We start from the raw sequence: 13431 nt of genomic DNA, 5'->3' as shown, positions 1-13431 counted from the left end.
GAAGCGATGGCAAGGCCGCTTTCGGTTGCGGTCGTCGGTGCCGGCATGGGTGGGCTCGCGACCGCTGCGGCGCTCAGGCGCGTCGGCGTCGGCGTGATGGTCTACGAGCAGGCCTCCCAGTTCGCTCGCATCGGCGCCGGCATCCAGATCGGCTGCAACGCGATGAAGGTGCTGCGCGCGCTGGGACTGGAGTCGCGAATGCGCAGCCAGTCGTTCTATCCGCGGTCCTGGAACAACCGCGCCTGGAAGAGCGGCGACATCAAGTTCGACATGATCTTTGGCGAGAGCGCGGAGGAGAAGTTCGGTGCGCCCTATCTGCTGGCGCATCGTGGCGATCTCCACGCAGCGTTGGCGAGCGTCGTGCCGGATGAGTGTGTGAGGCTCAACCACAAGCTCGTCGGCCTCGACGAGACCGGCGAGGGCGTTCGGCTGAGCTTCGCCGACGGCACCGGCGCTGTTGCCGATGCGGTGATCGGCGCCGACGGCGTGCATTCAGCGGTGCGCGACATTCTGTTTGACACCACGCCGGTCAAATTCACCGGCCGCATCGCCTACCGCGCCACCTATCCGGCCGCACTGCTCGGCGAGAAAATCGACGATTGCACGAAGTGGTGGGGCGAGGACCGCCACATCGTGATCTATTACGTCAAGCCTGATCGTAGCGAGGTCTATCTCGTCACCAGCCAGCCGGAGCCGAACTTCCTGATCGAGTCCTGGTCGGCGAAGGGCGACGTGCGCGATCTGCGCGCCTCGTTCGAAGGCTTTCATCCGCAGGTCGGAAAGGTGCTGGCGGCGTGTCCCGACGTGCACAAATGGGCGATCATGGATCGCGATGCGCTGGAGCGCTGGGCCGACGGCAAGGTGACGCTGCTCGGCGACGCCTGCCATCCGATGACGCCCTATATGGCACAGGGTGCCGCGATGGCGATCGAGGACGCCGCGGTGCTGTCGCGCTGTCTCGAAAGTGTCGACCGCGACGGCATCGTGGATGCTTTTCGCCGCTTCGAGGCGACGCGCAAGGTGCGGACCACGCGGGTGCAGGAGACCTCACGTGCCAACATCTGGCTGAAGGAGTGGACAGATACGAGCTGGGTCTACTGCTACGACGCCTGGTCGGTGCCGCTGGCGGCTTGAGCGTCATCCAGCGCCGCGAGCCGCTCGGCCTCTGCGATGTCCTCGACTGTATTTGCGTTGAAGAACGGATCGAGCGGCTCGGCCGGCCACGTCACCGTCGCCAGCGGGTAGCGCGCGGTCCAGCGGTCGATCTTGCGGAGATCCTCGACGACCAGTGCGTGACGAAGCTCGTGGCGCAAGGCGACACGCCAGAGGCCGATGACCGGATGCGACTGGTCGCCTGACGCTGCGACCGCAAGCTGCGCGTTCCCCCGTGCCCGGGCCTCATGCAGCCGCGCGACGAGGTCGCGTGGCAGGAAGGGGCAGTCGCCGGCGGCGCTGAGCACCCATTCGATCTCCGGCCGGTTCGCCGCGGTCCAGTCGAGCGCGGCCAAAATGCCGGCGAGCGGGCCGGGGAAGCCGGGGACGTCATCGGAAATGACCTGCAAGCCGAACGCGGCGAAGCGCGCTGGATCGCCATTCGCATTGAGGATCAATCCGTCGCACTGGGGCGATAGGCGCGCGATCACGCGCTCCAGGATGGTGCGGCCGCCGATGGTCCGCATCGGCTTGTCGCCGCCGCCCATGCGGCGCGCGAGGCCGCCGGCGAGCAGCACGCCAAGAGTTGATGGAATGCTCGTTGCCGGAGTCCTAGTCGTCACCACCTTCGCCCTTACGCTTGTGCCTCGCCGATTCCTCTTCGACGTAATCGAGATTCTGGTCGTAGACGATCCGTTCCTCGCCGGCGAGCGCGATGAAACGCTTTCCGCGCGTGCGTCCGACCAGCGTCAAACCCACCTGCCTTGCAAGATCGACGCCCCAGGCGGTGAAGCCGGAGCGCGACACCAGGATCGGGATTCCCATCCGCACCGTCTTGATCACCATTTCCGAGGTGAGACGTCCTGTCGTGTAAAGGATCTTGTCGGACGCATCGACGCCGTGGCGATACATCCAGCCCGCGATCTTGTCGACGGCGTTGTGGCGGCCGACGTCCTCGGTGTAGCAGAGCGGCTCGCCCTCCCTGCACAGCACGCAGCCGTGGATCGCGCCAGCCTCCAGATAGAGCGAGGGCATGGTGTTGATGGTCTGTGTCATCTGGTAGAGCCAGGAGGTGCGCAGCTCGGCTTTCGGCAGCGCGACGCTTTCGACCGCCTCCAGCAGGTCGCCGAAGGCCGTGCCTTGCGCGCAGCCTGAGGTCTGCGTGCGCTTCTTCAGCTTGGCCTCGAAGTTGGTGTGGTGCTCGGTGCGCACCACCACGACCTGGAGGTCGTCGTCGTATTCGACCTCGGTGACGGCGTCATTGTATTTCAGCATGTTCTGGTTGAGCAGGTAGCCCAGCGCCAGATATTCCGGATAGTCGCCGATCGTCATCATGGTGACGATCTCCTGCGAGTTCAGATACAGCGTCAAGGGCCGCTCCATCGGCACCTTGATCTCGACCCTGGCGCCGGTCTGGTCGGTCCCGGTCACCCTCTGGGTCAGGCGCGGGTCGTCCGGGTTCGGAATGACCAGAGGCACCGGGGCTTTGTCGATCTTCATCATGGGGGCGACGTTAGCATGACATTCGGGTCAAGCCGATATAAGCATGCCCTGGAGAGCACGAAATGCCTCCGTTCGTCATTGCGAGCGTAGCGAAGCAATCCAGAAATGCATCCGCGGAGACACTCTGGATTGCTTCGCTGCGCTCGCAATGACGGGGAGAGGCTGGAGGTTCCATCGGCTGGTAGGCTGTCGGCGGAGATCGAGTTGCGATGAAAGTCATCGGCCTTGCAGGCTGGAGCGGTGCGGGCAAGACCACGCTGTTGACGCGGCTGATCCCGCATTTCAACGCGCAGGGCCTGCGCGTCTCCGTCATCAAGCATGCGCATCACCGGTTCGACGTCGATGTGCCCGGCAAGGATTCCTGGCGCCATCGCGAGGCCGGTGCGGCCGAGGTGCTGGTGGCCTCGTCGAACCGTTGGGCCCTGATGCACGAATTGCGCGGCGCGGCCGAGCCGCGGCTGCCGGAACTGTTGAACAAGCTGTCGGCGGTCGATCTCGTGGTGGTCGAAGGCTTCAAGCGCGAGCCGCATCACAAGATCGAGGTGCATCGCGCCGCCAACGACAAGCCGCTGCTGTTCCCTGACGATCCCGGCATTGTCGGAATCGCGACCGATGTGGCGGTTGAAACCCGGCTGCCGACTGTCCATCTCGATGACATCGAGGCCGTTGCTGCATTGCTGCTGCGTGCGGCGATGCCGGTCGAGGAAGCGGTTGCAAGAAGCGCGGCGACGCGCTGACGAGGCACCATGGCGCAACTGTCGGACGATTGCTTTGCCTTCGGTGGACCGATGATGTCGCTCGATGAGGCTGTTGGCCTGATCAGCGCACGCGTCAGTGCGATTGCCGATCTCGATACAGTGGCGCTCGTTGACGCCGACGGGCGTGTGCTGGCGCGCGATATCGCGGCGCCCCTGCCGCTGCCGCCTTTCACCAACTCCGCCGTCGACGGTTACGCCGTGGGCAACGCCGACCTTCCGCGAGAAACGGAACAGGCGTTCCCGCTCGATGGCCGCATCCAGGCCGGCGGCCTTGCGCAAGCACCGATCAAGCCCGGCCACACCGCGCGTATCTTCACGGGCGCACCGATGCCGCCGGGGGCCGAGACCGTCTTCATGCAGGAAGATGTCAGCATCGATGCTTCAGGCAAGATCGTGCTGCCACCCGGGCTGAAGCCTGGCGCCAATGTTCGTCCGGCAGGTGAGGACATTCCTGTCGGGCACGTCGCGTTACGCGCCGGCCAGCGGCTGCGGCCCCAGCATGTCGCGCTTGCCGCAGCCTTCGGTCTGACCCGGCTCGATGTCGTCAGGCGTATCCGTGTCGCCGTTTTCTCCACCGGTAATGAGCTGGCCTCGCCCGGCGAGCCGCGCGCGGGCTCGCAGCTGTTCGATTCCAACCGCTTCATGCTGATGGCAATGCTGCGCCGTCTCGGCTGCGAGGTCTCCGATCTCGGCATCCTGCGCGACGAGCGAGCTTCGCTCGCCAACGGATTGAAGCAGGTCGCAAGCAGCCACGATCTGATCCTCACCACCGGTGGCGTCTCGACCGGCGAGGAAGACCACGTCAAGGCGGCGGTCGAGAGCGTCGGCTCGCTGGTGCTGTGGCGAATGGCGATCAAGCCGGGACGGCCCGTGGCAATGGGCATCATCGGCGGCACGCCGCTGATCGGGCTGCCCGGGAACCCCGTCGCGAGCTTTGTCACCTTCGTCCATGTGGTGCGGCCGACCGTGCTGGCACTCGCCGGCAGTCTGCCGGAAAAGCTCATGCCGATCCCCGTGCGCGCGGCCTTCACCTACAAGAAGAAGATCGGCCGGCGCGAATATGTTCGCGCCTCGTTGCGACCGGGAGACGACGGCGCGCTGGAGGCAGTCAAGTTCCCGCGCGAGGGCGCCGGACTGCTCTCGTCATTGGTGGAGACCGACGGCCTCGTTGAGCTCGGCGAAGACATCACGCGCGTCGAGCCGGGCGACAGTGCAGGTTTCCTGTCCTATGCCGATCTGATCTGAGGCGACGCGTTGACGTCATCGACCCCTCCCGCCATGTTGCGCTCATGACCAGAACGACGCTTGATCTCACCGGGCTGAAATGCCCGCTGCCCGCCTTGAAGACGCGCAAGGCGTTGAAACCATTGCAGCCGGGCGATCAGCTCGAAGTGCACTGCACCGACCCGTTGTCGGTGATTGACATTCCGAACCTGATCCGCGAGACGGGTGACACGGTGGAGATCACCGAGCGCAACGACGCGCGCATCGTGTTCTTGATAGAAAAAGCGAATGGTTCGATAGACGCTGCCAATGCTGCGCTGCGTTCCTGAGCGCGTTACCGCGCTGATACCGACCTTTTATCTATCGACATCGACCACGGCTTCTGCCCCAATTGACTTTCCCCGTGCAGGCGCGGAGGTTGAGTCTTGTCCGCGATACGCAGATCAACGGGCCACTTACGAAGCTCGCAAATCGTATCGGGCATAGAGCCCCGCTCGAGGGGTTAACTTTTCACACGCGCGTGACGATCCTGGCGCGCGTCGGGTAATTGTGCGGAGCAGCAGGGACAACAGCTGCGCCGCAATGGGCTGAGGACCAGGATGGTAGCGGCAGGCTGCTCAGAAGGGCGGCCGCAGGGGAGGAATGCATGACGACAATAGAGAGCGCTGGAAGGATTTCAGGCGCTGGCGCAGGTTTTCTGGATCGCGAACGGACCGTCGCGACCGCTGGGTTCAATCGCTGGCTGGTGCCGCCGGCAGCACTCTGCATCCATCTCTGCATTGGCATGGCCTACGGCTTCTCTGTGTTCTGGCTGCCGCTCTCGCGCGCGATCGGATTGACCGCGCCAAAGGCCTGTCCGGACATCTCGCTCTGGCAGGAGCTGTTCACCACGACCTGCGACTGGAAGGTCGCGAGCCTAGGCTGGATGTATACGCTGTTCTTCGTCTTGCTCGGCGTATCCGCCGCGATCTGGGGTGGCTGGCTCGAGCGCGCCGGTCCGCGCAAGGCGGGCGCCGTCGCTGCCTGTTGTTGGGGCGGTGGCCTTCTGATCGGCGCTTTCGGCGTCTACGTCCATCAGCTCTGGATCATGTGGCTCGGTGCCGGCGTGATCGGTGGCGTGGGACTTGGACTCGGCTACATCTCCCCCGTGTCAACCTTGATCAAATGGTTTCCGGATCGCCGCGGCATGGCGACCGGCATGGCCATTATGGGATTCGGCGGTGGTGCCATGATTGGAGCGCCTCTGGCCAACCTCTTGATCAACTATTTCAAGACGCCCAACTCGGTTGGCGTCTGGGAGACCTTCGTCACGATGGGGGTGATCTATTTCGTCTTCATGATGATCGGCGCCTTCGCCTACCGCGTGACCCCGGCCGGCTGGCAGCCCGAAGGCTGGACCCCGCCGAGCGAGAAGAAGTCGATGATCACCGAGCACCATGTGCACCTCGACAACGCGCACAAGACGCCGCAGTTCTGGCTGATCTGGTGGGTGCTCTGCTTGAACGTCTCGGCGGGCATCGGCGTGATCGGCATGGCCTCGCCGATGCTGCAGGAGATCTTCGCAGGCAAGCTGATCGGGCATCCGGAGTTGACCTTCAGCCAGCTTTCGGTTGAACAGAAGGCAGCGATCGCTGCGATCGCCGCGGGCTTCGCCGGCCTGCTGTCATTGTTCAACATCGGCGGCCGGTTCTTCTGGGCGTCGATGTCGGACCTCATGGGTCGCAAGAACACCTACTACACGTTCTTCATCCTCGGCATCGCGCTCTACGCACTGGCGCCGACCTTCGCGGCGATGGGCTCGAAGCTGCTGTTCGTGCTCGGCTTCGGCATCATCTTGTCGATGTATGGCGGCGGATTCGCGACGGTGCCGGCCTATCTCGCCGACATGTTCGGAACGCAGTTCGTCGGCGCCATCCATGGCCGGCTGCTGACGGCATGGTCCACCGCGGGCATCATCGGTCCCGTTGTCGTGAACTACATCCGCGAGTTCCAGCTCGCGGCCGGCGTGCCTCGCGACCAACTCTACAACACCACCATGTACATCCTTTGCGCCATGCTGATCGCCGGCCTGATCTGCAACTATCTGATCAAGCCGGTCGATCCGAAGTGGAACATGAGCGAGGCCGAGGTTGCCAAGCTCCAGGCCGCAAGCGCCAAGAGCGATGCGTCGATCCAGCACGGCTCGTTCGGTATCGGCAAGGGCGGGCTGGACCTCAAGGCCGCGCTGTTCTGGGCCTTTGTCGGCGTGCCGCTCGCCTGGGGCGTGTGGAAGACGCTGGAGAGCGCGGTGAAGATCTTCTGATCGTAATATGATCACCGCGGCGCGCCGCTCGCGCGCGCCGCGGTCGCCACACCGTGAAAAAGAACATCTGGGGGATTTCGATGGTTCGCAACTTCGCTTATGTCGCCGCCGTGCTGCTCGTTGCCGGAGCGCTCCACTCCGCCTCAGCGCAGACCGCAACGGCTCCCGCTGCCCCGGCGCCTGCTGCAACGACCGAAGCTAAGCCGGGCAAGATCAAGCTCACCATGCAGAAGCTGAAGGACATGAAGGCAAAGTGGGCGGCCAACAAGCCGAAGCTGAAGGCCTGCCGCACTGAGGTGAAGTCCAAGGGCCTAGCCGGCGATGACCGCTGGTTCTACATCGAAGAGTGCATGAACAAGACCTGAGGTCGGGTTCCGCGAACCGCTCGAGATAAGGGGCATGTGGCTTGTTGGCTGCATGTCCCTTAAATGCTTATTGGGACGTATGAATTCTATTGGCATCTGGCATGCCAAAGGCTAGGATTGGACCTGTTCTAAAGAAGGTTTACGAGACGCAGCGATGAGCCATGACGTGCACGAGGTCCGCTCGTTCGAACATCCGGGCGAGGGACGCAAGCGAGCCAAGGCCACGCCCAAGGGGCGACAGGTCGATCCGACCGCCGCGCACGAGATCGAGCAATTGCTCGGCGATCGCCCGCGGCGGCGCGATCTCCTGATCGAGCATCTGCACCTGATCCAGGACAAATATCGCCAGATCTCGGCCGCGCATCTTGTCGCACTCGCTGACGAGATGAAGCTCGCCTTCGCCGAAGTGTTCGAGACCGCGACCTTCTACGCGCATTTCGACGTGGTGAAGGAAGGCGAACCCGATATCGCGCCGCTGACGATCCGCGTTTGCGACTCGCTGACCTGCGCGATGCTCGGCGGCGAGAAGCTGCTTGAGGATCTGCAGAGCGCATCGGGACCCGGCATTCGCGTCGTGCGCGCGCCCTGCGTCGGCCGCTGCGATACGGCGCCGATCGCAGAAGTCGGCCACAACTTCGTCGACCATGCGACCGTGGCCAATGTGATCGCCGCCGCAAAGGCCGGCGATACCCACCCGCATCTACCGAAATATATCGACTACGACGCCTATGTCGCCGGCGGCGGCTACAAGCTGCTCAACCGGATGCTCTCCGGCGAATTGCCGAAGGACGATCTGCTGAAGGCGCTCGACGATGCCTCGCTGCGCGGCCTCGGCGGTGCGGGTTTCCCGACAGGGCGCAAATGGCGCGCGGTGCTCGGCGAACCCGGTCCGCGCCTGATGGCGATCAACGGCGACGAGGGCGAGCCCGGCACGTTCAAGGACCGCGTCTATCTCGAAAGCGATCCGCATCGTTTCATCGAGGGCATGCTGATCGGCGCGCATGTGGTGCAGGCCTCCGACGTCTACATTTATCTGCGCGACGAATATCCCGCCTCGCGCGAGATTTTGGAGCGCGAGATCGCGAAGCTCCCCGCGGGTGGTCCGACGCTCCACATGCGCCGCGGCGCCGGCGCTTACATCTGCGGAGAAGAGTCCTCGCTGCTCGAAAGCATCGAGGGCAAGCGCGGCCTGCCCCGGCACAAGCCGCCCTATCCGTTCCAGGTCGGCCTGTTCGGCCTGCCGACGCTGATCAATAACATCGAAACGCTGTGGTGGGTGCGCGACATCGTCGAGAAGGGCGCCGACTGGTGGAAGGGCCATGGTCGTCATGAACGCCATGGCCTGCGCAGCTTCTCGGTGTCGGGCCGCGTCAAGACCCCCGGCATGAAGCTCGCACCATCAGGCATCACCGTGCGCGAGCTGATCGACGAATATTGCGGCGGCATGGCCGATGGCCACCAGTTCTACGCGTATCTTCCGGGCGGCGCGTCCGGCGGCATTCTGCCGGCATCGATGGACGACATCCCGCTCGATTTCGGCACGCTGGAGAAATACGGCTGCTTCATCGGTTCGGCGGCGATCGTGATCCTGTCGCACAAGGACAGCGTGCGCGCAGCCGCGCTGAACCTGATGAAGTTCTTCGAGGACGAAAGCTGCGGCCAGTGCACCCCGTGTCGCGTCGGAACCCAGAAGGCGGCGCAACTCATGCAGAAGCCGGTCTGGAACCGCGCCTTGCTGGAAGAATTGAGCCAGGCGATGCGCGATGCCTCGATCTGCGGGCTCGGACAGGCGGCATCGAATCCGCTGTCCACCGTGATCAAATATTTCCCTGACGAGTTCAAGGAAGCGGCCGAATGACCAGAATTACGTTCGAGCTCGACGGCAAGCAGGTCGAAGCCAGTCCCGGCGAGACGATCTGGCAGGTGGCCAAACGCCAGGGCCGCGAGATTCCGCATCTCTGCTATTCGCCCGCGCCCGATTATCGCCCTGACGGCAATTGCCGCGCCTGCATGGTCGAGATCGAGGGTGAGCGCGTGCTGGCGGCGTCCTGCAAGCGCACGCCGTCGGTCGGCATGAAGGTGAAGACCGAATCCGCGCGTGCAGTGTCGGCGCAGAAGATGGTGATGGAGCTGCTGGTCGCCGACCAGCCGGCGCGCGAGACTTCGCACGATCCGGATTCGAAGTTCTGGCACTGGGCCGAGACGACAGGCGTCACCGAGAGCCGCTTCCCCGCCGCCGAGCGCTGGGAGACCGATGCCAGCCATCCGGCGATGCGCGTCAATCTCGATGCCTGCATCCAGTGCGGCCTCTGCGTGCGCGCCTGCCGCGAGGTCCAGGTCAACGACGTCATCGGCATGGCCTATCGCAGCCATGGCTCGAAGATCGTGTTCGACTTCGACGATCCCATGGGCGAGTCCACTTGCGTCGCCTGCGGCGAATGCGTGCAGGCCTGCCCGACCGGCGCGTTGATGCCGGCCGTGATGCTGGACGACAAGCAGACGCGCGTCACCTATGCCGACCGGAAGGTGGATTCGCTCTGCCCGTTCTGCGGCGTCGGCTGCCAGGTGACCTACGAGGTCAAGGACGAGAAGGTGATCTATGCCGAGGGTCGCGATGGCCCCGCCAATCACAACCGTCTTTGCGTCAAGGGCCGCTTTGGCTTCGACTATATCCACCACCCGCACCGCCTGACAAAGCCGTTGGTGCGGCTGCCGAATGCGAAGAAGGATTCCAACGACCAGGTCGACCCCGCCAACCCCTTCACGCATTTTCGTGAAGCGAGCTGGGACGAGGCGCTCGACATCGCCGCCAAGGGTCTCGTCAATATCCGGGATGAGAAGGGCGTGAAGGCGCTGGCAGGCTTCGGTTCGGCCAAGGGCTCGAACGAAGAGGCCTATCTGTTCCAGAAGCTGGTGCGCACCGGCTTCGGCTCGAACAATGTCGACCACTGCACCCGTCTGTGCCACGCCTCGTCGGTGGCGGCGCTGTTCGAGGGCCTCAGCTCGGGCGCGGTGTCGGCGCCGTTCTCGGCGGCTATGGATGCCGAGGTGATCTGGGTGATCGGTGCCAATCCGACGGTAAATCATCCCGTCGCCGCGACCTACATCAAGAACGCGGCCAAGAACGGCGCAAAGCTGTTCGTGATGGACCCGCGCCGGCAGAGCCTGTCGCGTCACGCGACCAAGCATCTGCAGTTCAAGCCGGGCTCCGATGTCGCCATGCTGAACGCGATGATCAACACGATCATCACCGAAGGCTTGACCGACGATCAATACATTGCCGGCTACACCGAGGGCTTCGAGGACCTCAAGGAGAAGATCAAGGAATTCACGCCGGAGAAGATGGAGCCGATCTGCGGCATCCCGGCGCAGACGCTGCGCGAGGTCGCCCGGACCTATGCGCGTGCGAAATCGTCGATCATCTTCTGGGGCATGGGCATCAGCCAGCACGTCCACGGCACCGACAATGCACGGTGTTTGATTGCGCTCGCACTGATCACCGGCCAGGTCGGCCGTCCCGGCACAGGCCTGCATCCGCTGCGTGGCCAGAACAACGTGCAGGGCGCCTCCGACGCCGGCCTGATCCCGATGTTCCTGCCGGACTATCAGCCGGTCGGCCGCGACGACATGCGCGGGGCGTTCGAGAAGCTGTGGGGCCAGGACCTCGATCCCGTCCGCGGCCTGACCGTAGTCGAGATCATGAACGCGATCCATGCCGGTGAGATCAAGGGCATGTATATCGAGGGCGAGAACCCCGCGATGTCCGATCCTGATCTCCAGCACGCGCGCCAGGCGCTCGCCATGCTCGATCATCTCGTGGTGCAGGATCTGTTCGTCACCGAGACTGCCTTCCACGCCGACGTCATCCTGCCGGCCTCGGCCTTTGCGGAAAAGGACGGCTCGTTCACCAACACCGATCGCCGCGTGCAGCTCGCGCGCCAGGTGATCAAGCCGCCCGGCGATGCGCGGCAGGATCTCTGGATCATCCAGGAGATCGGCAAGCGCATGGGCCTGCCGTGGAATTACGCCGGCCCGGGCGAGGTCTACACCGAGATGGCGGAGTTGATGCCGTCGCTCAAGAACATCAGCTGGGAGCGGCTGGTGCGCGAAGGCGCCGTCACCTATCCGGCCGACGATCCGAACAAGCCCGGCAACGAGATCATCTTCACCACGGGCTTCCCGACCGCGAGCGGCCGCGGCAAGATCGTGCCGGCCCATGTCATTCCACCGGACGAAGTGCCCGACGCCGAATATCCGATGGTGTTCTCCACCGGCCGGGTGCTGGAGCACTGGCACACCGGGTCGATGACCCGTCGCGCCCAGGTGCTCGACCAGATCGAGCCCGAGGCGGTTGCGTTCATGTCGCCAAAGGACATGCGCAAGAAGAAGCTGCTGCCCGGCGATTTCATTCGGCTGGAGACCCGCCGCGGCGCGATCGAGGTCAAGGTTCGCTCCGACCGCGACGTGCCCGAGAACATGGTGTTCATGCCGTTCTGCTACGCGGAAGCGGCGGCGAACCTGCTGACCAACCCGGCGCTCGATCCGTTCGGCAAGATCCCGGAATTCAAGTTCTGCGCGGCGAGGGCCGAACGCGCGGAGATGCGGGACGCGGCGGAATAGCAATCCGCGAAAACAACCCCATGCACAGTAGAACGGGGGTTGAAAGGCTTGAGGAATTTTCGGTCTTGCCGAAACGACTTGCAGCGTCGGGCAAAACACCTGTATCAATGCATGGTCACCACAGCGCCCGGATTTTCCGCTTGCAAGGACGGTGGTAAACGTAACCATGTCCAAAGTCACCCCAGCCACCCGCGCGCTCACCGCCGCTGGCGTTGGCTTCATCATCCACGCCTACGATTACGATCCGGAGGCCGAAAGCATCGGGCTGCAGGCGGCCGCCGCGCTCAGTGAGGATCCGGCACGCGTCTTGAAAACGCTGATGGCGCTGGTGGACGGCAAGCCGGTCTGTGTCATCGTTCCGTCCGACCAGGAAGTCTCGATGAAGAAGCTCGCCGCGGCCGTGAGCGGCAAGTCGGCGCAGATGATGAAGCCGCCGGAGGCCGAGCGCGTCACCGGCTACAAGGTCGGCGGCATCAGTCCGTTCGGACAGCGCAAGTCCGTGCGCACGGTGATCGAGCAGAGCGCGCTTGCGCACGATCTGGTCTATCTCAATGGCGGTCAGCGCGGCCTGCAGGTGCGGATGAAACCAGCCGATGTGCGGGATATCCTGAAGGCGATCGCAGCGGACGTGCTCGCCTGAGTTCGAGGCTACTGTTTCTGCAACAGCTTCAGCCGGCAACGCAGCGCCTCGCGGATATGCGCGCGCGCGAGCTGCTCGGCCTTGTCGCCATCGCGTGCGGCGATGACCTCGATGATGGCCTGATGCTCGCCATGGCTGGTCGAGGGGCGCCCCGTCACGATGAAGGTGGTCGGGCCGAGCAGGGCGATCCAGTCCTGCAATTCCCGCGACGCGTTGTCGAGATAGCGGTTGCGCGCGGCGCGGCAGATGGCTTCGTGAAAGGCGCGGTTGAGCCTTGCCATTTCTCTTGCCATTTCTCCTGCCATCCCGGCGGCATCGGTCTCGGACGCCTCGACAAAGGCCTGCTCGATATCCCTGAGCGCGTCGACCTCCGGCGCAGATGCGTGCTCGGCGGCGAGGCGCGCGGCGGCGCCCTCCATGATCTCCCGCATGGCGTAGAGCTCGAGCACTTCCGATATGTCGAGATTGCGGACGATCAGCCCGCGGCCGCCGGCGGGCTCGACGAAGCCGCGTGCCGCGAGACGGCCAAGCGCCTCCCGTACCGGCGTACGGCTGACCTTGAGTCGCTGGGCGACCTCCTCCTCGCGAAGGCGGTCGCCGGCGCGGTAGCTGCCGGCCTGGAGCGCCTCGCAGAGCGAGCGGAACACCGCTTCGCCCAGCGCCACGCCGCCGCCACGTGCGATCGATCCGCCTGCCTTTGCCGGGCGTCTGGCCATGAATCCTCGGGCTCGCAATGCGCATCCTGCCCATGCACAGATGCCGCTTTGCACCAAATGTATATCTTTGTATACAAAAGTACGCAATGATGGATCGGCTTGACCGGGGCGGCCCGCGGGCAGAATGTCTCTAACCTCGTCGCATCGGACA

Annotated in this window: 12 protein-coding genes; 9 read left to right on the top strand and 3 right to left on the bottom strand. The window is 64.3% G+C overall.

All coding sequences use genetic code 11. The annotated features are described in order from the left end of the window. Positions 1 to 6: 6 nt before the first annotated feature. Positions 7 to 1134: an FAD-dependent monooxygenase gene (locus tag ABID59_RS23520; protein ID WP_354084949.1), complete on the top strand. Its 1128-nt coding sequence runs from the start codon at positions 7 to 9 to the stop codon at positions 1132 to 1134. Here ABID59_RS23520 and mobA read toward each other — a convergent pair. Further along, complete coding sequence (gene mobA / locus ABID59_RS23515; protein WP_187435342.1) at positions 1101 to 1775, bottom strand: molybdenum cofactor guanylyltransferase MobA; 675 nt, start codon at positions 1773 to 1775, stop codon at positions 1101 to 1103. The genes ABID59_RS23520 and mobA overlap by 34 nt on opposite strands. Beyond that, entirely contained in the window at positions 1765 to 2655 is an 891-nt protein-coding gene (gene fdhD, locus ABID59_RS23510) for a formate dehydrogenase accessory sulfurtransferase FdhD (RefSeq protein WP_354084948.1), read from the bottom strand. Before fdhD ends, mobA begins: the two co-directional genes overlap by 11 nt. 209 nt (positions 2656 to 2864) lie before the next feature. Here fdhD and mobB point away from each other — a divergent pair, with 209 nt between their 5' ends. The 8 genes from mobB to ybaK all read left to right on the top strand — a co-directional run bounded on the left by mobB (position 2865) and on the right by ybaK (position 12564). After that, entirely contained in the window at positions 2865 to 3392 is a 528-nt protein-coding gene (gene mobB, locus ABID59_RS23505; protein WP_354084947.1) for a molybdopterin-guanine dinucleotide biosynthesis protein B, read from the top strand. A 9-nt stretch (positions 3393 to 3401) separates the two neighbouring features. Continuing rightward, positions 3402 to 4658 (top strand): molybdopterin molybdotransferase MoeA, encoded by a 1257-nt coding sequence (locus tag ABID59_RS23500; RefSeq protein ID WP_354084946.1) that lies wholly within the window; start codon positions 3402 to 3404, stop codon positions 4656 to 4658. 44 nt (positions 4659 to 4702) lie between these two features. Next, positions 4703 to 4966, top strand: a complete 264-nt coding sequence (locus ABID59_RS23495; protein WP_148755395.1) for a sulfurtransferase TusA family protein — start codon at positions 4703 to 4705, stop codon at positions 4964 to 4966. Positions 4967 to 5283: 317 nt separating this feature from the next. Next, positions 5284 to 6939, top strand: coding sequence for an OFA family MFS transporter (locus ABID59_RS23490; protein WP_148755396.1), 1656 nt, complete (start codon positions 5284 to 5286; stop codon positions 6937 to 6939). 80 nt (positions 6940 to 7019) lie between these two features. Beyond that, on the top strand, positions 7020 to 7304 hold the full coding sequence (locus ABID59_RS23485; protein WP_354034694.1) for a hypothetical protein: 285 nt from the start codon (positions 7020 to 7022) through the stop codon (positions 7302 to 7304). A 154-nt stretch (positions 7305 to 7458) separates the two neighbouring features. Next, positions 7459 to 9162 carry an NADH-ubiquinone oxidoreductase-F iron-sulfur binding region domain-containing protein gene (locus tag ABID59_RS23480; protein WP_354084945.1) on the top strand — a complete coding sequence of 568 codons (1704 nt, stop codon included), beginning with the start codon at positions 7459 to 7461 and terminating at the stop codon, positions 9160 to 9162. After that, positions 9159 to 11924, top strand: coding sequence for a formate dehydrogenase subunit alpha (fdhF, locus tag ABID59_RS23475; protein WP_354084944.1), 2766 nt, complete (start codon positions 9159 to 9161; stop codon positions 11922 to 11924). Before ABID59_RS23480 ends, fdhF begins: the two co-directional genes overlap by 4 nt. 166 nt (positions 11925 to 12090) lie before the next feature. Next, positions 12091 to 12564 (top strand): Cys-tRNA(Pro) deacylase, encoded by a 474-nt coding sequence (gene ybaK / locus ABID59_RS23470; protein WP_354034689.1) that lies wholly within the window; start codon positions 12091 to 12093, stop codon positions 12562 to 12564. Between the two features lie 8 nt (positions 12565 to 12572). Here ybaK and ABID59_RS23465 read toward each other — a convergent pair whose 3' ends face one another. Continuing rightward, entirely contained in the window at positions 12573 to 13280 is a 708-nt protein-coding gene (locus ABID59_RS23465; RefSeq protein WP_354084943.1) for a GntR family transcriptional regulator, read from the bottom strand. Positions 13281 to 13431: the final 151 nt, after the last annotated feature.

It is taken from the genome of Bradyrhizobium sp. S3.3.6, from assembly GCF_040546905.1.
GTDB classification, from domain to species: Bacteria; Pseudomonadota; Alphaproteobacteria; order Rhizobiales; family Xanthobacteraceae; genus Bradyrhizobium; species Bradyrhizobium cytisi.
This window is presented reverse-complemented; position numbering and strand designations above follow the sequence as displayed.

Bases quoted from the DNA above. Each gene is read 5' to 3' on its own strand.
- ABID59_RS23485 (WP_354034694.1), top strand. From the start codon at position 7,020: ATGGTTCGCAACTTCGCTTATGTCGCCGCCGTGCTGCTCGTTGCCGGA.
- ABID59_RS23480 (WP_354084945.1), top strand. From the start codon at position 7,459: ATGAGCCATGACGTGCACGAGGTCCGCTCGTTCGAACATCCGGGCGAG.
- fdhD (WP_354084948.1), bottom strand. From the start codon at position 2,655: ATGATGAAGATCGACAAAGCCCCGGTGCCTCTGGTCATTCCGAACCCG.
- fdhF (WP_354084944.1), top strand. From the start codon at position 9,159: ATGACCAGAATTACGTTCGAGCTCGACGGCAAGCAGGTCGAAGCCAGT.
- ABID59_RS23520 (WP_354084949.1), top strand. From the start codon at position 7: ATGGCAAGGCCGCTTTCGGTTGCGGTCGTCGGTGCCGGCATGGGTGGG.
- ABID59_RS23500 (WP_354084946.1), top strand. From the start codon at position 3,402: ATGGCGCAACTGTCGGACGATTGCTTTGCCTTCGGTGGACCGATGATG.
- ABID59_RS23465 (WP_354084943.1), bottom strand. From the start codon at position 13,280: ATGGCCAGACGCCCGGCAAAGGCAGGCGGATCGATCGCACGTGGCGGC.
- ybaK (WP_354034689.1), top strand. From the start codon at position 12,091: ATGTCCAAAGTCACCCCAGCCACCCGCGCGCTCACCGCCGCTGGCGTT.
- mobB (WP_354084947.1), top strand. From the start codon at position 2,865: ATGAAAGTCATCGGCCTTGCAGGCTGGAGCGGTGCGGGCAAGACCACG.
- ABID59_RS23495 (WP_148755395.1), top strand. From the start codon at position 4,703: ATGACCAGAACGACGCTTGATCTCACCGGGCTGAAATGCCCGCTGCCC.
- ABID59_RS23490 (WP_148755396.1), top strand. From the start codon at position 5,284: ATGACGACAATAGAGAGCGCTGGAAGGATTTCAGGCGCTGGCGCAGGT.